Annotated in this window: 19 protein-coding genes; all 19 read right to left on the minus strand. The window is 40.7% G+C overall.

Annotation, left to right across the window (positions count from 1 at the left end; genetic code table 11):
• Positions 1-425 precede the first annotated feature (425 nt).
• The gene (locus FC82_RS16790; protein WP_153021045.1) at positions 426-599 is read right to left on the minus strand and encodes an XkdX family protein; all 174 of its coding nucleotides are present in this window, start codon (positions 597-599) and stop codon (positions 426-428) included.
• 1 nt (position 600) lies between these two features.
• A complete protein-coding gene (locus tag FC82_RS13785; RefSeq protein WP_054759780.1) occupies positions 601-987 on the minus strand; it encodes a hypothetical protein in 387 nt (128 codons plus the stop codon).
• Positions 988-1,000: 13 nt separating this feature from the next.
• Positions 1,001-2,995, minus strand: a complete 1,995-nt coding sequence (locus FC82_RS16940; protein WP_056997295.1) for a hypothetical protein — start codon at positions 2,993-2,995, stop codon at positions 1,001-1,003.
• A 1-nt stretch (position 2,996) separates the two neighbouring features.
• The gene (locus tag FC82_RS13795; RefSeq protein WP_054759786.1) at positions 2,997-3,617 is read right to left on the minus strand and encodes a hypothetical protein; all 621 of its coding nucleotides are present in this window, start codon (positions 3,615-3,617) and stop codon (positions 2,997-2,999) included.
• On the minus strand, positions 3,604-4,761 hold the full coding sequence (locus FC82_RS13800) for a baseplate J/gp47 family protein (protein WP_054759788.1): 1,158 nt from the start codon (positions 4,759-4,761) through the stop codon (positions 3,604-3,606). The genes FC82_RS13795 and FC82_RS13800 overlap by 14 nt, the downstream gene beginning before the upstream one ends.
• Positions 4,754-5,119, minus strand: a complete 366-nt coding sequence (locus FC82_RS13805) for a DUF2634 domain-containing protein (RefSeq protein ID WP_054759790.1) — start codon at positions 5,117-5,119, stop codon at positions 4,754-4,756. The genes FC82_RS13800 and FC82_RS13805 overlap by 8 nt, the downstream gene beginning before the upstream one ends.
• A gap of 9 nt (positions 5,120-5,128) precedes the next feature.
• A complete protein-coding gene (locus FC82_RS13810) occupies positions 5,129-5,545 on the minus strand; it encodes a hypothetical protein (protein WP_056997296.1) in 417 nt (138 codons plus the stop codon).
• The gene (locus FC82_RS13815) at positions 5,542-6,774 is read right to left on the minus strand and encodes a hypothetical protein (RefSeq protein WP_056997297.1); all 1,233 of its coding nucleotides are present in this window, start codon (positions 6,772-6,774) and stop codon (positions 5,542-5,544) included. The genes FC82_RS13810 and FC82_RS13815 overlap by 4 nt, the downstream gene beginning before the upstream one ends.
• Positions 6,771-7,247, minus strand: a complete 477-nt coding sequence (locus tag FC82_RS13820) for a phage baseplate plug family protein (RefSeq protein WP_054759792.1) — start codon at positions 7,245-7,247, stop codon at positions 6,771-6,773. Before FC82_RS13820 ends, FC82_RS13815 begins: the two co-directional genes overlap by 4 nt.
• Before the next feature lie 10 nt (positions 7,248-7,257).
• Positions 7,258-9,237: a LysM peptidoglycan-binding domain-containing protein gene (locus tag FC82_RS17495; protein WP_056997298.1), complete on the minus strand. Its 1,980-nt coding sequence runs from the start codon at positions 9,235-9,237 to the stop codon at positions 7,258-7,260.
• The gene (locus FC82_RS13830) at positions 9,237-15,254 is read right to left on the minus strand and encodes a phage tail tape measure protein (RefSeq protein WP_056997299.1); all 6,018 of its coding nucleotides are present in this window, start codon (positions 15,252-15,254) and stop codon (positions 9,237-9,239) included. Before FC82_RS13830 ends, FC82_RS17495 begins: the two co-directional genes overlap by 1 nt.
• 206 nt (positions 15,255-15,460) lie before the next feature.
• Positions 15,461-15,853: a hypothetical protein gene (locus tag FC82_RS13835; protein WP_056997300.1), complete on the minus strand. Its 393-nt coding sequence runs from the start codon at positions 15,851-15,853 to the stop codon at positions 15,461-15,463.
• Positions 15,854-15,885: 32 nt separating this feature from the next.
• Positions 15,886-16,296, minus strand: a complete 411-nt coding sequence (locus FC82_RS13840) for a hypothetical protein (protein WP_056997301.1) — start codon at positions 16,294-16,296, stop codon at positions 15,886-15,888.
• Positions 16,297-16,309: 13 nt separating this feature from the next.
• Positions 16,310-17,095 carry a DUF3383 family protein gene (locus FC82_RS13845; protein WP_054759800.1) on the minus strand — a complete coding sequence of 262 codons (786 nt, stop codon included), beginning with the start codon at positions 17,093-17,095 and terminating at the stop codon, positions 16,310-16,312.
• A gap of 26 nt (positions 17,096-17,121) precedes the next feature.
• Entirely contained in the window at positions 17,122-17,919 is a 798-nt protein-coding gene (locus FC82_RS13850) for an Ig-like domain-containing protein (protein ID WP_054759801.1), read from the minus strand.
• Positions 17,920-17,930: 11 nt separating this feature from the next.
• The gene (locus FC82_RS13855; RefSeq protein ID WP_065101525.1) at positions 17,931-18,419 is read right to left on the minus strand and encodes a phage neck terminator protein; all 489 of its coding nucleotides are present in this window, start codon (positions 18,417-18,419) and stop codon (positions 17,931-17,933) included.
• The gene (locus FC82_RS13860; protein ID WP_054759805.1) at positions 18,352-18,831 is read right to left on the minus strand and encodes a hypothetical protein; all 480 of its coding nucleotides are present in this window, start codon (positions 18,829-18,831) and stop codon (positions 18,352-18,354) included. The genes FC82_RS13855 and FC82_RS13860 overlap by 68 nt, the downstream gene beginning before the upstream one ends.
• Positions 18,828-19,349: a hypothetical protein gene (locus FC82_RS13865; RefSeq protein ID WP_225363638.1), complete on the minus strand. Its 522-nt coding sequence runs from the start codon at positions 19,347-19,349 to the stop codon at positions 18,828-18,830. Before FC82_RS13865 ends, FC82_RS13860 begins: the two co-directional genes overlap by 4 nt.
• Positions 19,342-19,686 (minus strand): hypothetical protein, encoded by a 345-nt coding sequence (locus tag FC82_RS13870; RefSeq protein ID WP_054759808.1) that lies wholly within the window; start codon positions 19,684-19,686, stop codon positions 19,342-19,344. Before FC82_RS13870 ends, FC82_RS13865 begins: the two co-directional genes overlap by 8 nt.
• Positions 19,687-19,690: the final 4 nt, after the last annotated feature.

Below are 19,690 nucleotides of genomic sequence, written 5' to 3' on the forward strand. Positions count from 1 at the left end.
ATAAGGTCAAATGCGTTTCAAAACTCTCCACCAATACCAGTTGACAAAGAGCCAAATAAATAAGCACACCCCGTAATGAGGCATGCTTAACTTAGCGGTACTATAAACTGTTGAGTTTGATTTGTAAATTAGCGGTTCCGCTAAGACTGTACCACCATTTGACGCACTCCAAACAGCAGTACAATGAGTACTTTACCATAAAAAAGGCCGTTCAAGTCTAGAGAAAAGTAGGCTTAAAAAACAACTTAAACGGCCACAGTTGTGTATTGGGGAAATACACATAAGCCTTTGGAGGAGGCTTGATTGTGCTACTTCTTTTTAGCAGGATTAGGCATCCATACGGGGGAAAGTAACACAAGCGTTAGTGTATATCATATATTAACTTATGGCAAATAAAAAGCACTGACTAACTGGCTGAGTGACTGCTAGTTAGTGGTGCTTGTGGTCGTTGCCTGAGTTGTTGGTGCTACATAATCATCGCCGGTGATAGCCTTGTAATCATCAGCAGTAATCCCATCTGGCAATCCCACGACTGTTGCTAATGTTTCCTTGCTAATCGTCTTCCACTCTTGATATGCCCATGTGTAAATTTGAACCATATTATACCGTCTCCTTTGTTGATTGACTTGGTGCAGATTCCTTTGCTGATTGACTGAGCGCTAATGCAGTAATTGACTTCTGTAACTGATTGATACCAGTTGCAGATACCGTTTGCTGTTGTGCTAAAGCCGTTGCCGACTGCACAGCTTGCTGACTAGTTTCTAGTACGTTAGAATACTTGGTATTCAACTCCTCAAGAGATACGTCTGGTAAGTTACCCGGATTGAGTACAACCTTTTTATCCGTATCGTATCGGAATTTGTCGGAATGCTGGGCAAACTGAGTAATCCACGAATCGAGAATGAACACCTTCGTGTACCCGTCTGCTTCAGTGTTCTGGTACGCTGTGATGAAACCATCTGTATCAAATTTGATATAAATAAACATTTAATCGTCCTTTCTAAACTAATTCATCATAAGTAACAAAGGCAAGTTTTCCTCCCGCACCCGAAGTTGCTACAATACTTACGACCCCGTAAACAGCAACAAACGTTAAATTAGTTGAACTTTGACTAGCATAATTAAGATTCCAAGTGGTGCCGCTGTTGGCATTACTAGCATTTCCAAGATATGGGACAAAAAATGTTTTCATTGACTTAATAATGCTGCCAAGTTTAATGGTAACGGTAAATGGATAGTAAGGTACACCGTCCTCAGTCAGCGTTATGACCCCAGATAAATATAGCGTATGATTACTGTCATCTATTTTATACAAAACGCTAGTAGCTGGGGCTAAAGTATTTCTACTATCAGGAATGATATACTTATTATCTAGCTGATGCCAAGCACTTGCTTCAACGCTTTTGATATCAGCCGCGGTTGCGACATCGACACCTCCTGACTGTAGCCCGGCCGTGAAATTAGTAGGCTTGCTGGAATCAACCATGTTAGCAGTAGCCGTATTAACGGCGGCTGTAACATCTGATTTGGTGATGTACGGATTGCCAGTTGTCTTATCTATTGGTGCAGTATCAAAAGTGTTCTTACCCGTAAACTCTTGATCTGAACCCGTTCGTGCTAGGTCAGATGGTAAGCTACTTGCTAGCAATAACGGATTATTGTTAACCGTTGGAACAGTGTCAAAATTGTTAGCACCAGATAGGTGGGCTACCTTGGAATCGTTAGCAGGTGTGTAACCAATTAAATTTTGTTTGGCATTAACTTCTTCAATCCCCGCTACATCGCTGGCTGGTTTACGCATATCTGAAACGTTAACTTTATCTTCTGGCGCTGGCGAGCTATCTGTTGCAATATCACCTTTTTGAATACTGGCATTTCTAAATTGAAAAGACTTTCCAGTATTATCGATAGTTCCATCATCAGCATACATTTCAAGTGAGATATACCACCCAGTCGCGTTTGATGGAATTGTAAAGGTGTAACTAAATTGCTTTTCAGTTGATGAGGGCTTCCATGAAGGTGTTGACAGATCTTGAAAAGTATTACCATTTGTTGAAAATTCTCCTCTTGGAGTTACCTGAACATTGTCACTACTTGTTAAATCCACAACTAATGTATAAGTCCCAGAAGGTAAAGGCATTAATGCAAAATCAGGATGATTAAAACGATAAAATGTTTCAGATACAGTTGATGATACACTTGAAGCCAATTTTATATAACCATTTGAGAAAGTTTCTGTTCCCAAAATATCTGGTCCAACCGCATTTACAAACTTTACTGGATTAGTTGCAGAAGGGTTTTGGGTATTAAGCAACAGGTTTCGCCCACCAATAGTATCTGATAACTTATTATATGGCTGTACCTGAACCCCATTAAGTTGTTCAGTTCCATCTTTGTTATCGACCACTTTTTTATCCAGTTGCTGATTAACGTCAACTGTCTTGGCGTAAGCATTCCCTGCACTGTCTGTAGGATCTGTTTTAAATTTCTTTTGGCCGTCAATTGTTTCATCACCGGTCGTATGGACAACCGTATCGTTGGTAGCAAACGAATCATCAATCATATTAAATTGAATTTGACTTGCATTTGAAAACCCAATGTTGAATTTATACGTATATGATACCGGAGTAATACCAGAAAAAGCTGGTATTGTATCTGGACTATTTGTTGATGTGATAACTGCAATTAATTGTGATTGCCCATTTTGAGAATCAGATCCCCAAATTCCAAATACCCATGCCTTGTAATCAGCGCTTATGGATGAGTTATCAACGACTGTTGAAATAATCAAGGTATTACTATTTTTAGAGAATCCGTTTGCACTAACAGTTTGTACTACCTTTGGAACAGATGTCATTGTTGAGATGTCTGTTGTCGATGACAGCTGAGTATCACTTATTTCTATCTTATCAATGCTTAGTGATGACTTGTTGGCCAATATTTGAGCAATAAGGTTGTTTCCGTTAGCAGTTACTTTTGCCAAGTCATATGCCATGTTAATTGCCTCCTTTTACATTAACTTCTTTAACCATGATGGGCTGAGTCCCAACACCTACATATTCAATTAGTTTAGAATTGTTCATAAACGCAATTGTATTAATCGTAACTCCGTTTAGAGTAGCTGATGATAGACGATCCATGAGGATTATCAGTGATTGGCTTGATGATATTAAACTAGTTGGAAGGTTATCAATGTCAACAACCTGTGGGTTCCCAACCATTTTGGTACCATCCCAATGATAATCAGTATGAACTTTTACGCCTGAATTTACTGGCGATATTTGCAAAGCATTGCATATGATATTAATAATATCGTTAATGGTTCCACCAGAATGTGATGCTAAAATTTTTGTCTTAAGGATAAAACGATAAGTATCATCATTGGCTCCATATCTGGGTTGATGGATATCATCACCGATTTCGTCAAGTTGTTCTCCAACAGCCTCGTCAATTATCCATGAACTTTGAATCATTTCTGCCCCATTATCAAGCCAAAGCTGAAAGTCAGATAATACACGAATGACTGTATTAATATTGCTACCAGTTCCAACAGCCAGTCCTCGATCAAACATTTTAAATATTTGTGGATATAGTTCATCATAACTAGTTTGATACATAGTCAACCTCCACATTGTCGTCAGTAATAACTGGAATTTCGAAGGCTGTTAGTGCGATGTTATTAGTACTTAGTTTGTTCTTGTCGGTTCCAATCTCAATATCCGCGTAATCGATTCCATCAATCGCATAAATGTTAGAGAAGAATTGGTTAGTAACAACTTTGTCTCCCATCTTAAGACTTTCAATATAACCCTCAATTGCGGCTTTGACATCATCCGTTCCCTCAGATTGATCGAAGCTATCACTAACCCTAATAGATGCCTTGACGTAAATCGGTGTTTCCTGTGGTCTATCAAAGAAGATCGTTTGAATTGACCCAGAATCATCTAAAACTGTCTTGCTTAACGATCCATAAAGAGTAATCCCACCGCCTCCAACTCGGAAAATTGTATTGGCCACATCCTGATCAGTTCCCCCCTGTACATAATAATGAACTGTTTTTGGTGGGTTCCCATACGAATCATTATCGCTAATTGATGCATTATAGACACTTTTTACCGCAGTGACTCCTTGAGTGTTCATTAATGCAGTGTATACGCCATTAATTGTCCCAGATTCATTGGAGTTTGATGCCAATAGCAATCGGTTTCTAAAATCAAGATCTGTTTCCATATCTTGACCACCCTCGGCTGCCTGTGAATTGGTTACATTATCAATTTCTTCAACAGGCGACTGTTGGTTAACAATTGTACCTGCATCAACATTGTATTGTGATCCTAACTCGCTTGAAACAATAATTGTTGATCCGACTCCGTTTACATCAAGTTGACAGTCATCAACGGAATAAAATTCGTTACCATTGTCATCCATAAATACAGTTCCCGTTGGAATTACATATCCAGGTGTCCCAGTAAATGATAAGGTCACGCTGGCTGCTTCAGCTTGCTTTCGCATTAACCCGTAATTGCCACCAACGCGATCAAGATTTACTCCCGTGGCTTGCAGAATATATCCCGAATCATGAACATTTTCACCGTTTTGATCAACATTGACGGCTATTTTGGCCAAAACTCGGGCGAGCGTTCCCCAAAATGACCTGGGCGATACATTGGTATCTTCTCCGTTTTCTCTTCGAATAAAGCCTTGAACGGTATCTAAAGCATCGTCATAATTCAGCGGCGTATAACCATTTTCATCAATCATTGACGACACCCGCCTCCCATACAACTTCTTTCAATTGATTCTTAACTTCAATCGTAATGTGAACTTTGAGCACTCTTGCTTCCCGTTCGAAATCTACATCGTGAATCTCATCAATTCGCGGGTCTTCAAGAAGCGTTTCTCTAATCGCCGCAGTCACAAACTGATCGTGAACATTGCTTCCAATTACGGCTCCCCAGTCAAGGCCTTCATTGGTATCAAGAACCCAACCACCTTTGCGGGTATTCAGGGCGATCATACATGATTGTGCGATTTCATCAAGACCGTCAACCATTGCCACATTGCCTTTATCATCTTGCTCAAAATCGCCTTGATCATTTATATAGACATCTTTTGCCATTCAAACCACCTACTTTATATCGATCTTGCCGACGATAACTCCATCATTAGCGTCATGCATCCGTTTGCTATCAATCTTGTAGACACTATCGCCCTTGGCGTTAGAGGTATCTCGGTCTTCAAACACAACCACCACAACATCCCCCACTTGATAGTTGATTGTCATTTCTGCATAGAATGGCACAAAACTATGTGAGTCGCCAATGTCATCGTGGTATTTGATCTTAATCGGGATAAATGATGCTTGCAGGCTCAGAAGCTGTGGCCGCTTGGTGCCATCCGAAAACAAAGCCAGCGGCTGAACATCGTACGTTTTATCGGCATTCACCTTAACAATTTTGCAGCGAATGGAACCATGAATATCACTCATCACATCGTCCCGAAACACATTAAAAAATTCATTAACATAGTCACGACTTTTAGTCATTTGGCACGCCTCTTTTTCTGCTTTTCCTTAAGCTTTTTTCGATTAGCAGCGTCCAACTTCGCTTTGGTCTTTTTATCTTTGGTTTCAGCTTTTTTGACCGAAGCTGAATTCTTCTTTTTGTATTTAGAGTAGTCAACCAGGTCAAGTGTTGATGTTCCTGAATCATCAGTAATAGAGGTTGTGCCGCTATTAATTAGTACCCAGCCACTCAAGGTTGTACTTTCAATATGAAAGATATACCCAACGGTAAAATACGGCCTAAAAAGAGCTACAACTTGATAGTGTTGTAGCCCATCATCCGAATCGTCTTGAGGTTCCGGCTCCCCAAGCATTCCGGTATCATAGTTCAAATAGAAGTTCGATTTTTTGTTCTTGGAATAATCCGCAATCTCCAATCGACCATTAGGATAAGCTATCGGTGTCTTACACTGCGAAGCAATACTTTTAATGGCACTCATCGGTTTTGCTTTAGCCGTGTACCCCTTGGTAAACTTCTTATCGTATACGAGTTTTAGCTTGTATATTTTGATTCCCGCCTCCTTGGCAATCTTTTTGATGATTGAAGAACCCTTGGTATTTTTTGCAAAAGATAAGGGTTTGTACTTAGTCTTTTTAGTTACCTTAGCTTTAGCAGTATGGTTAGCTTTTTGCTTAACATATTCTTGCCGTTTCTTTTTGGCAAAAGCATTTTTCTTGGTAATGATTGTATGCCCATAAGCTCGAAGCTGTTTGCTTGTAGCACCCGGATGGTTATCAATCCACTTACGGCGCTGTGCATTCATCTTGCTATTGTAAGCAGTGATTGTTTGGTCAAGTGTTTTTTGCGCAGAAATTGACCTTGAAGTAGTCGCCTTTTTCTTAACTTCAGGAAGTTTGTCATAATCACTGCCATCAACGATAGTGATTGTTGTGGTTTTTCCTGATGAATCGATTGTCGATGGCGTCGGTGACGCCAACTTTCCTTCCATGATGATGCCGACGTTATTCGATGAGCCATCTTCACCATACCAGCCGCCATAAACCCGAGCGTTAGAACCCTTCGTCAAATAATTAATATCTTCAGCCGGCAAGTTCATCACCGAAACTTGCGTCGTCTCCTTGCTGCCGGATGCATAGGACGCTTCAATATCCATTGAGATGTTATCAGGTACTTTGGCATAGCTCTTTAGTGTCAACTTGCCTTTTTTTCCATCAACTTCGAGCCGCCTATAAAGCCTAACGAGTTTCATTGCTCATCACCCCAATCACTTGGGAGTGCATACTCGTTATCATCATCTGAAGGTTCATCTTCAATTAGTGAACTACCATTATCATCATCCAGCAGATCAGAATTATCAGTGTCATTCTCATCAATATCATCGCTATCGGGATCCTCAATGCCAGGATCAAGATCCTCGAAGTACAAGAATACCGAGATTTGGAAGTTATCAATGCTGACGGTGTTCTCCACGCCAGTTTCATCAAGGGGGATAATCGTCACGCTTGGCAGATTAGCATCATTGATGTTCCACAATGGCACCCCATAAACAAGCTTTTCTCCGGTAATCAGCGGATTATCGTCAGCATCGTATAGGTTGAAATAAAAGTTATCGTAGCGTTCACGATAGTCGAACTCAATGGTGAAGTTCTCGGTTCCAACCGGTAAAACCACATAATTAGGGAGATCACTTGTATCAATAATTAATTTATCTCGTAAACTCATAAGATCCCCCCTACTTGACCCTTATCTTGACGCCAACCGGTATTGATCGGTCAGCGTACTTATTCCATTTGCGTAGTTGAGCAACACTGACATTGTACTTTTGGGCGAATTTATAGTACGTGTCACCCGGCTTAGTAGTTACCGTCCTCACGGCACTCTTGCTATTTTTCTGCTTATGACCACTACCAGATTTTTTGTTAGCCTTACCCTTGTTTTTCGATGAATTGGCTTTCTTTTTGACATTTGAATCAGCCCAATCCACCTTCTGTAAAGTAATGGTTAGCGGAACTTGGTTAGTCAAATAGGTGTCGTGCGGCTTGTCAATTCCTGAGATGATCGCGTGTGGGAAAGACGTTTGCCCGATCAGTGATACTTCGGCTGTATTTTCAGCCCATTTTCTGATCCGTTCGAACTTTTTAACCAATGTTGGAACTGAACCATCTTCACCAATCAGAGCTCCGCCCACTGAAATACTTTCTGTTCCAGCCTGTGTAACCGTATTGATCGGGGTGTGCTTGATGACTGCCGTTTCATTAACGTTAACTGTTTCCGAAAAGTCTTCACTATCAGGCCAGAGAATCGCATAGCTTTCTTTGCTACCAGGGTTCACAGGCGTTATCCACGTCACATCTTTACCACCTGTTTCAGCCATCACTGTGGCGCCAATTGCTTTCTTCAGGATTGCCCGTTGTGTGGCTTTTTGAGCGGATAATGATTTGCTTTGGGCTTTTGAAAGCTTAGACTTGGCCGTAGCTTGTTTCTTTTTGAGCTTAGTTAAGGCACTATTTTGCTCTTGATAAACTTTCTTCAAGTTATCAAGTTGCTTTTTCAAAGATTGCTTTTTAGCCCTTGCTGCCTTGGCATATTGCTTAGTAACAATGACTATCTTTTTCTTGGTGCTTGCAACCAACTTCTTTTGGTTTTTAACATCTTTAGTCGCATTTTTATAAATTCGCGTATCTTTGACAATCGTTTTACTAGTCGATTGATATTTTTGAAAATCAGACTTAGCAGAATTGAATGCCGTTTTAGCATCGGCTAAGGATTTCTTTAAATTATTCAATGCTTTTAAACGCTCACTAACCGTTGAATCAGCCGTCAGTGTAGGAATTGAAAATAGATAGTTAATTGAGTTCGATCCATTATCATTATTATTAAACGTCACTAAAACAGCAGATCCAGTTGAATAGATTCCTTCTGGCTCATTATAGGAATACTTCATACCATAGCTACTCGTTAGATAGCTTTTGACAAATTCCTTAGTATTTGTGTCAGCATTAAAACATCCAACAGTCGCTGGATCACTATTTGAGTTATAGGCACCGCTTTGCCAAAAGATATATGGATAGCTTAACGACTGTGATTGCCACGTTTGCTGGCCGACACTAAATCCCATTGCTGACAGACTAACTGTCTTTTTAGGATTGCTTAAATTTCCCGGGTCACAAACGCAATAACTTTCCGCCGTAGTGTAGCCAACGAGGTTATTACTGGTATCATAATTAACTCGTAAAAGATCAGGTGAATTGTAGAGCGACGTTAATGAACTTGCGTCAATCGAAGCCCCAGGCTGATAAGCGAACTTACTTATTTGGTAACCATTATGCCTGACAGAAGCCCAGATATTCCCTGAGCCATCAATTCCGAACGAGGATCCGTGGCCCCCGTTTTTAACCGTCATTTTAGAAACATACTTCATCGAACTATCCATCTGCTGATAGATTGTATCTTCTCCGGAACTATAGGAAATTAAATAGCCTCCACCATACGGGATGCAATACTGGGAACCGACATATGGCGACTTACCAACTACATATTGTGCCATGAGTTGATGAGCCGACTCATTTATATCGAGTCCGGCGCCATTAGCTTGATCGTCGAGGCTATCTAGATAGTCGGCATTTGCCTGATCATACGCTGCTTTGACATTATTTAAAACGGAAAGCGTTGAATTATAGGCATTTTTAGCTATATCTGCCGTGGCTGCCATTAAATAAACCCTCCTTCTCTTTTAGCCATTAAGTTGCCAAAGATTGCCTGAACCTGTTCGTTGACCTGCTTGGAAATATCATTGGCAACTTTAGTTCCAGCATTTTTATCATTAGCATTAACTGTGATATTCATGTTCAGGTTGACAGTAACGTTGTTATGCGCTTTAGTAGTCGAATTGGAATGACTTGATAAACCTTTGAGCGGATTATACTTTCTAAGATTTTCCAGAAGTGCTTTGTGCATCTTCTTTTGAGATTCATTGCTGAATACGGAATTTGATGTTTTGCTTCGAGCACTAATGGCAGAGCCAATCAAGTTATCCGCATTAGGTTTCTTAGGATTGATGGCAATTTCTGGATCCTTCTCACCGTATACATTTAGCTTACCTTTGGTTGACCAACCGCCGTTATTATGGAGTGCTGCTTGAATTTCGCGAGCGCCATTAACATGATCTTGCGTATGACCGCCACGTTCCCACAGATTAGAAAATTCGGCTGCCAAAGATGAAACCGATCCATTACCGCGTAAGACGCGCTTAAGAATGGCGCTATTCGCTCCATCACCGTGAAGTGCAAAATCAATTTGAGCTCCAGCATTTTTCCAACTCATATGATGTTGTGCAGCATATCTTCTTAAAGCAGGTCCACGATCGAGCCATTGCCCCAAGCCAAGGGCGCCAGCCGAGTTACTGATACCTGGATCCAAATGCGATTCAAATTTCCAGTTTCCCAGAACCGCTTCGATTCCTTTCTTAGTAGCTGACGGATAGGCTTTCTTAATTGCGTTATACAAAGTCTTCGCACGCGATTCGATACTACCAGAAACTCCCAGTGAGCCGATTGAACCGGCACTTCTTTTAAGGTGCTTACCAACCCATTTAAGTTGTGGTGCAATTTCTTTCGCAACTAGCTTTGATAATACCGACGAAGCTTTGTGACTTTCTTTAGAAGATTTCTTAGCTTTGGTAGACTTCATCTTGGTGACATCAAACCAACCACTAGTTGAATCCGGATTATTAGAAAATGGGTTACGCTTTGAGACACCAATATGCACATGGGTCCCAGCTGGTCCAAGAGCAGCAATTCTTTGCCCAGCTTTTACATCATCTCCAACGCTTACAAAAGTGTGTGCACCAGAGTTATTCTTGCCATTAAATTCTTGATAAATGACATAGTATCCATCAGCTGATTTGGTAACCATATTTTGACCAATACCAATTGGCCCACCCCAACCACGAGGAGCACCACCAGAACGGATTACTTTGCCGGGATGAACTGCATGAATAATATGCGCTCCGGAAAAGTCGTTGCCATCGTGAATAGACAGCCCACCGGAAACTGCACCTCGATAGCCCATTCCTGACGTATCATGAAACCCACTACCTGGACTGTGCAACCAAGTACCGCTGCCATACGCGCCACCACCATCGCCTCGGGCATTGTCCATCTGTCGCCATACTTCGGCCGACCAAGGATTACCATATTTGGTGGTAGATAGCTTGCTTAGCCCTTTAATAGCATTTCCAAGAACTGTATTAGACTTGGAAATATTTGATGAAAATTCATTTGTGAAAGCTCTGTTCGGATGGGCATTATTTTTACTAATAATTTTGTTGAGTTCAGTGTGTGAGATACCTGAACCTTTAGCAAAGTGCTGAATGCCCATTGAACGTCCCAATTCTTGGGTTTGTGATCCGTTAAGGACTCTGTCACGTTTCTTTAGGGGGATCATCCTATCATTCCCGTGAGGAATCAACAGGGAATTATTACGAATAATAGATTCTTGACGTGGACCAGACTTAGCATCATTCACGATCGCCAACTGGTCATTAGAAAGCTCTCCGTTTGAACCCTTAGCGTAGTGAATGGCATTGATGACGGAACTATTACCACCAAACTGTCCAAGGACTTTATCAATTCCTTTAATACCACCATTTAATTGTTGAACAGTATTGGACATTGCTGAATGTGCGTAGTTATCCATCTTACCAAGTGCATGACCAAATCCGGTTGCAGTAGCTTTACCAGATGAGATAACTCCCGACTGCATTTGGTTAACTTGCTTCTGCACGCCTTTTTGCATGCTGTCATAGGTCGAAATTGCTTGGTTCTTTGATTGATTGGTGTAATGCTTCGTATCGCTATTGATGTTTCGCCACTTAGAAGTATTGCCCTTATCAAATTGTACAAGTTGCTTGTAGGAACCCTTTTGCAATTGATCATAATCTGTAACAGTTTTCTTTTGCGTACTGTGCGTGATCTTTGAAGTTGCCTTATGGATATTAGACCATTTAGATTTACTACTCTTACTAAATTTATCTAACTGCTTACTTGATCCATTTGATAAATTTTTGTAATCTTTTACAGTCTTCTTGCTTAACTTTTCTACGGATTTCAGAGAATTACTTGAACCAAGCTTCATATTCCCAGCAGCATATCCCGGCAATACGTTCCCATATGAACCGCTGAGGACCTTTTTAGTATCTCGGTGGTTAAGGATTCGTTCACCATGTTTTACGTGAGCAATTTCAGGACCATTAGCACCCAACAAACGCGCTTTACGACCGTTTACAGTGTATGCAAGCTCTGTGCCACCTTCGCCAACGAGGGCAGCGTGTGAGTGCATTTCTGCGCCACTAGTTCCTAGTGCATGCGCAGCAAACACGTTTCCAGGAAGCTTATTAGCATCTTTACTAGCAGTTCTTTTAGATTTAGATGGATTTTTTTTGCCATTCTTCATCTGTGTGAGAAGTGAATTATTTTGTTTAAGGCCATTAGTTAAATCACTTGCCATTGCCTTAGTTCCAAGATGACCAAGCTTGGTTAAACCACCCCAAAGGTTCCCCCACCAGTTGCCAAAGTGGCCCCAAATGCCTTTAATTTTTCCGGTCCAGGTATTCATTTGTTTCAAATTACCTTTAACCATGGCTGAGGTCTTTTGAACGACCTTTTCATGCATTGTTTCAGCATTATCAATAGTCTTATTCTTAGTAGTTCGGGCGGCACTGATGGTTTTATCCCGTTGACTGCGCGCGTTGGAAATAATCTTATCATGTTGCTTTTTACTAATTGAATGAGTTACATAATATTCCTTGTCGGCCGCGTTACGAACTGAATTGTACTTTTTATTAGCAGCACTTTTAGCAGATTTGTAAGTTTTGTTTGCAGAACTTACAGTTGACTTCATCGTTTTATATGAAGACCTGATAATTGAACGAGCCTGTTGCTGAGAAAGTTTCGAGGTACGATCTTTTAATCGACCGTAAATAATGGTTTCCTTGTTGGTATTATTGGTAAGTAACTTAGATACTGCCCGATTAGTTGCTGAAATAGCAGCTTCACGGCCTTTACCACCATTTTTTTCACTCCGGTTAATCTTGCTAATTCCTTTAGAAGCATTCGAATAGCGTTTATTCCAATATTTACTATCCGATTTTTCCATTGAACTAGCTCGTTTCTTAGTGATGACGCCTTCTTTGAGCAACCATTGAACTCGTTTGTTGGACGAAGATTTCTCCGAGCTAGTATATGACTTAAGCCCCTTACGCATAGATCCATATACGTTTTGATTGATCTTCGAGCCGGTTCCCTTGGATACGGTAGCCCAGTTATCATTAGCTTTATCAAATGAAGATGTAAATGACTTTAATTCTTTATCTCCAAACTTATCTAAGCCAAGAGTAACTCTTCGATGATGAACTTTGTTATTAGAATTTTTACGGGCGTTCATAGCCTGTCGGTAACCAAGCTCATTAGCCACTTGTGCCTCGGGTCCTTGAAGGCCAGCACCAGTTTCCCCAGGAATAGATTCCTTTCTATTGCTTCCGTCAATGTTGCCGCCTCTGGCAAGATTTTTAATATATTTGCTTCCCGCAATATATTTAGCAACAGAACCACCAACAGACGATCCAATCATGGCAACCAATGGATTACCACCACTTAGTGCAAGACCCAGGCCAGCACCGACAGCATTACCGCCGGCTTGCCACATTTGACTACCACCTTGTTTACTATCTACACCTTTTTTAAAAGCACTTACAGCATGTCCACCTATTTGTAAACCGATAGTGGCATACGACATCCCTTTGAGCAATCTATCACTGCTTAAGGAACTGGTAGCTGCACCGAATCTTGATTGCGCAAAACGGGTACTGCCTGAACGGGTTGAACTAATTGGCCCCTTTCTTCCAGTAAATCTTGAGCCAACTTCAGCCTGTTCAATATCACTAGCTGCCGAAACAGCACGGGAGGTCAGAGAAGCACGCGATTTACTACCTCCCATGCCAAGCATGCGTCCAGATAACCCAAGGAGTCCTTTACCAACTTTTAAGCCTCCCCATACTCCCGCAAACGCTGCGGCATAACCGGCTGCTTTCTTAATTGGTGAAGGAAGGCCAATTAAAACTTTAAGGAATTTGTTAGCAACTCCCAATGCTTTGGTGAATAGCGGAAGAACCGTTTTAGTGAATCCCATCCCCATGATATTGATATATTGTTTAAACACATCAATTTGGTTTTTCCAAGATGCCATATTTTTCTTAGCAAGAGTGGCAATATAGCCATTCTTACCGTATTTTTGAGCACGACTAACTTGTCCAGTTAATGATCTTAATTGTTTAGTATTATTGGCCAGGATTAAGCCTGATTCTTGCCCAGTTGTCCCAAAGAACATGTGAAAAACGTTAAATTTTTGAGCAGAGCTCATGCCTGCCGTGGCTTTCTTCAAGACATCCATATTATCAGCAAGACTTTTGACTTGCCCGTTGGCCTTTTGAAAATCTGATGGCTTAAGCCCCAGGGCTGACATAACTTGTCCTTGTTGAGACTTAGCAGCCATATTAGGCGCGGCAAACGAATTCATAACCTTACGTAAACCAGTACCAGCAATGGAACCATCTTGTCCGTTATTTGAAAGAACACCGACGCCGGCGACGGTTCTGGCAAGCCCCTGGTTAGAGCTATGGGCAGTTGCACCAACATATCTCAGCGAGTTTCCCATACCTTCGAAGTTTGTGGCAGTTAGATCTGATCCATATGCCATTTCGTTCAGAACTTTCTTGGTGTAGGCAGCCATCTTCCTCCTTGAATTACCAGCTTTAGTTTTATAGCCAAACTGTTCAAGCGTAGGAGCACCATAATTAACAACCGCATTATACGGATCTCCTGAAGCTCTGGCAGCCTGTAGGAAGTATTTATGTGATGCTAATTCCTGACTACCGTTATATCCACGTCGGACAAGTTCTTCACCGCCTCTTGCCATCGCTGTTGGTGAAACACCATACTGTAGTGCAAAACGATTGTTTTCTTTTTGCATTGCTGAAGTTTCACGTTTTGATTGAGAAGTCGATTCTCCACCAGTCTTTAACAAGTTTTTGATAGTAATATACTTATTCTGCAAATTTGTAGCTTCATTGGCTGATTTAAGGAATGCGGCGCCAACCATTCCTGCTCCCATAGCAATCTGAGAACTAATATTTACAAAGTCGTTGCCGGCATCGTACAGATTTCTAAACGACTTTGTTGTCTTGCGACCACTTCTGCTCAGATTATCAAATGATGTCTTACCATTTGTACCGAACCTTTGAACACGTGTATTTGCATGATCAATATCACTACTTGTTTGCTTGAGATTTGTCTTTACTTTGAAGTTTGCCTCTTTAGGCAAACGTTTAAATGAGTTCCTGGCTTCCTTGGAAGTATCAGAAAAAGCCTTGCCGATTTGCCCCGCATATTCACGCGAGCTATCAGCAAGGCCTTTTAAACGATTGTTTATGTTATCGACATCACTTGTAAGATTATCTGATAATTTTTTGGATTTAGAGATTAGACTGTCATATTTATCTTCAAACTTGGCTAATCCCTGAACCGACATGCGATCGCCAAAATGGGAAAGTTGGTTATTAGCCTCACGGCTTGATCTGATAAGCCGATCCATCTTGTCATTCGCACGATCAATCGCATCCATGTTTTCTGATACAACTCGGAATCCAACTTTGGCACTTCTTGCATATCCCATGTTAGAATCCTCCTCGCATTTGTGACTGTACTTCCATGCGCTTAGAAATCGCCCAATTGAAGACAGACAGTTCATCAGCATTCATATACTTAATTGGCCGAGGCAGTCCGCTTTCTAACCCATTATAGATATAAGCAGTCCAGCCAATTGATTGAGACGTTGATTTATTAATTAATGCCTCAAGATCCGTTTTACGAATAAAGTGATTAGTTAAGTTCTTGCACAAGAAACCGGTCAGCTTCTGAGCAAACCTTCATAACGCCAGAATGATTTTCCCAGAATTTCCAACTCATTTTTTCCGGTTTTCCGCCAACAGTGGGCGTACCAATAAGCGGATTAAGTCCAAGATCATCATTACCGTTAATAAAGGCATCCCAGTAGGCATGACGACTAACATCTGCCAAGTCAGTAAACTTAACGGCATTTTCTACGCCCGGAAAATTGAAGGGATATTTAATGTTTTGCTTGGTCTTTTTGTCCCAAAGGGTTACAGAGCCAACAATCATGCCATTTCGTTCAGTTCTAACCAATTTTGGTTCTTTAATAGGTTCTTCAACCTCTTTTTTTACAGTTTGTTTAGTCTTTGTTTCTTCAGTCATCTTAAAAAGTCTCCTTCGTTATTTATCTCTCTTTATGCAGTAGTGACAGGATCCACTTGTAATACCGACGCCTTGAATACGACACTGACGCTTGGATATTCAGCGTTAAGAGTTGTATCAGTAGGACGGGTAATTCGTGCACTATCTGTATGGAAGTGAGCAAAGCTTGATGTTACTGATACAGGGACGCCAGTCAAATTGTTGGCCAAGTCAATGAGATGAGCATAATTGGCAGCATTAGGATCAACACTAAACGTAAACGTACCAGAATGATCATGGTTAATGGCTGATTTACCATTACCATTATTATCAACCGAATCAGTAACGTTATCGTTGTTCCAAGCAACAGCGACTTTATCGCCAGTGCCAAAGTCAGTAAATGGGAGGCCATCAATTTGAACTGACACTTCCCAAGGGTCAAATGTATGTTGAGTAAGTTTCATTTTCTACGTCCTCCTATAAATCGATTTCGCCAGAGATATACGCATCGTCAATCGCATCTGCTGGATGATACTGCCAAGATAAACCACGATAAATACGTTGTGAGACATCAGTGTCCTTCATATCTTCTCGTGGCAACGCAGTCACGGTATAATCTGGCTTCCCATTATCTTTCTCACCAATTCCACCATTACGGTAAAGCTGATCAAACACGCTTTCAATTCCAGACTTGAGCAAGTTAATACCGGTGTTATCATAAGAAATTTTAGGATTTTTAACCATGATTTCAGTAAGCTTCTTGTTGCTATGCTTGATAATAAAATCACGTCCCAATAACATGTCAATATAGTCTCCGCTTAAGGTTTTACCATCACGTACGATTGGCATCCCTTGAGCAAAATAATACGTATTAATGTTACCTTCTGAATATGGAACTAATTGGTCTTGCTGGAATGATAATTGGTCTTGTGGTAGCACGCTGTCATCAAGACCTGATGTGTTAGCAATATCGAAACTACCGACTGGTAATGCACTTACCGCCCCTACAGTGCCGGATGATAATACATTTGCGTGATCAGTATCAGTATTAGCCTTAAATGCAGCTGTATTAACATTGGATGCGTATGGTGCGGTATCAGCAATATCATCGACATCAACAAGCAACAGTCCGGTGTTCTGGGCTTCAATGTAATTCGATAATGCTGGAATCTTGCTTTTATCAATTCCAACTGGAATTAAATATTCATCACCAGAGTTATAAAACTTTTTAACAGCGGCAATTAAATTATCTGAGTTTGCCATTATATTTTCCTCCCTTACTTAGTAGACTAAGCAGAAACTGTTACATTAGAAGTTGCGGTGAAACCACCATCTTCAGTAGTTGCGGTGATAACAGCCGTCCCTGCTTTGACATACGTTACTTTACCAGTATTGTCTACTGCAGCTACAGTATCGTCTGATGAGCTAAATAAAACCCCCTGGTTAGTTGCCCCAGAAGGTTGAACATTTGCTGTTAATTGATCATTTCCGCCAACTTTTCCTGATAATGTCGTTTTATCAAGCTTTACACCAGTAACTTTAGTTACGGCTGCGGCAACACTAACATGAGTTGTAGTGGTAATTTCATCATTAACGCCAGTCTGGAAAGTAATAGTTGAATTACCTGCTGACTTGAATGCAATAGTAAATGAGCCATCACCGTTTGGCGATACACTTGCAACCTTAGTATCGCCAGATACGGCACTTACTGACTTATCCGTTGCAGTTGCCGGTAATACAGTAGTAGTTACTTTAGTAGTTCCACCAACTGTTCCTGTTACACTGGATTGATCGACGTTAATACTTGTAGGTGATACAAATGAATTTTCAGCGACTGCCTTGACAACTAGAATTGCTTCCGGTGGATTTGGACCACCGAATACTGCTTGGGCATGGAGATATACCAAGCTATCTGGATCAAAGTCGTCCCCAACTTCTTGAAGACTGTTATAGCGAGTTTGAGTAGCTTCGGTTGCGTCTGGATCTTCAATTAAATACTTTGGAATTTGATCGCCCAAGTCCTTAACTGGTGTTACAAGCTTAACGGTTGTATGCACTGGGCCAAGCGGTTCATTAGTAATAGGCATTGTGTTTCCTCCTAATTTCTATTTATATTTTGGTTGTTATTATCAATCGATTCAATAGTTGGTTGATCTGATTCAAAGTTGCGTTCAACTCTAATTACCAAATCAAATCCATATTGCTGAATGGAATTGTTAATCCCAATAAAGCTGTTGTCTTGTGGATCTTCTACATCAACAATGATGATTCCCTTTTGTTTCACCTGATAGTGAACCTCTGGGTCTCTCAAATTAGCTTGTAGGTTATCCATGAGGTCTAATCCACGTGATTCATTAGCCGTATGAATGACAATAGACAGATGAGTGTCTACTGGTTCATGCATGGGATACATGTGCTGTACAGGCATCACGATACTCCCACGAGGATGCACAGTAATGAAGGGAAGTGATGGCTTATTTCCAATGGAGTAATCTTCAACAACGTGTTTTTCATCGAGGTTAGTTAAAGAACGGATCTCCTGAATCATTGTTGACAGTATTTCCTGCCAATTGATCGTTCGCTTCATTATCGCTTTGCGCCTCCTGACTGTTCGACCTTAGATAATAGATGCATGCATCCGAAATACCATAATATGGGTCTTGACCAACGACTTGAAGATATTCCCACTGAGTATCATCATCACCATTTTTAATGGCAACGACGGTTCCCAAAGGAACATTTAGATGCATTGAATACCATTCGTGACTATAATTGACACTTTTACCATCACCAGTAAGGATTATTTGGTTGGCATCGGTAGCGGCATTAGGACTAACTGGGGTTATCGGTTCACTATCGTCAATATATGGTTGCTGACGAAAATCAGTTCTTAAGAAATCTCCCGTTAATGTTGCTCCACCGTCAGTATATGAGGTATTTTGATATATTCTAATCGGAATACCATAACGTTTGATCAAACTCTTTTTACTGAATTTCATATTTCTATCACCTTCACACCAATTGACTTGTGGAGTGCGCCTGTATCCACTAGAGGATCGTCTTTTCCCTTATTTTCAATAGTTAAAGCAGCATTGTGGGGACTAGTTTTAAGAACTATTTCATCTTTAATGCGCTGCTCTATCAGTAATCCTACAGCTTCATATAGTTCTCGTGCTGTCATATCACCACTCATGATGCCAGCTAATCCGTCCTCGACACATGAAACAATTTTGTGCATCCCTAGATCAACTCCATCACGTAAAAATGAACGTTCTGGTATTTTGACGTGCTTAAGCTTGTAAAATGTACCATCCCTCATTGGCACAATTAAATATGGACCATTCTTGGGATATATTTCAGCGCCAAACTCGTTAACCGTAGCAATCATCTGCATAAATGCTAACGACTTATTACCCACGGGCTTCATTACACCAACTTCAACCATATAATGATTCAATTTCCTAAACTCTTCCTTGATTTCAGGGAATCGATTGTCATCTGAGAATAAATCATCCAAGTTTAGTCCTCCAACCTGAATATCCATACCGGATCAGGAAATCATTTAATAATTCTTCCCATTGGTTAACTGCATTCCCGTTATATTGGGTGTGTAAATCTTTGAAGTTATCCACTAGAATTCCCTTTCCAAGGTCAGAATTAATCCAGATAAGCGATAACATCTTCATTTCCATAATTTGGTTCCAAACGAACTTGTCATTAATGGGAATATTCAATGGTTTAATCAATCCATAAGCAATTGGCAGTAAGCTATTAAGAATATCATCACTTAGTTCAACGTCAGATAAGGATTTGACACTGGCAATAACGTCATTTTGGTCGAACGGATAATCCATGTGA

Origin of the sequence: Secundilactobacillus collinoides DSM 20515 = JCM 1123 (assembly GCF_001435975.1) — a bacterium.
Lineage (GTDB): Bacteria > Bacillota > Bacilli > Lactobacillales > Lactobacillaceae > Secundilactobacillus > Secundilactobacillus collinoides.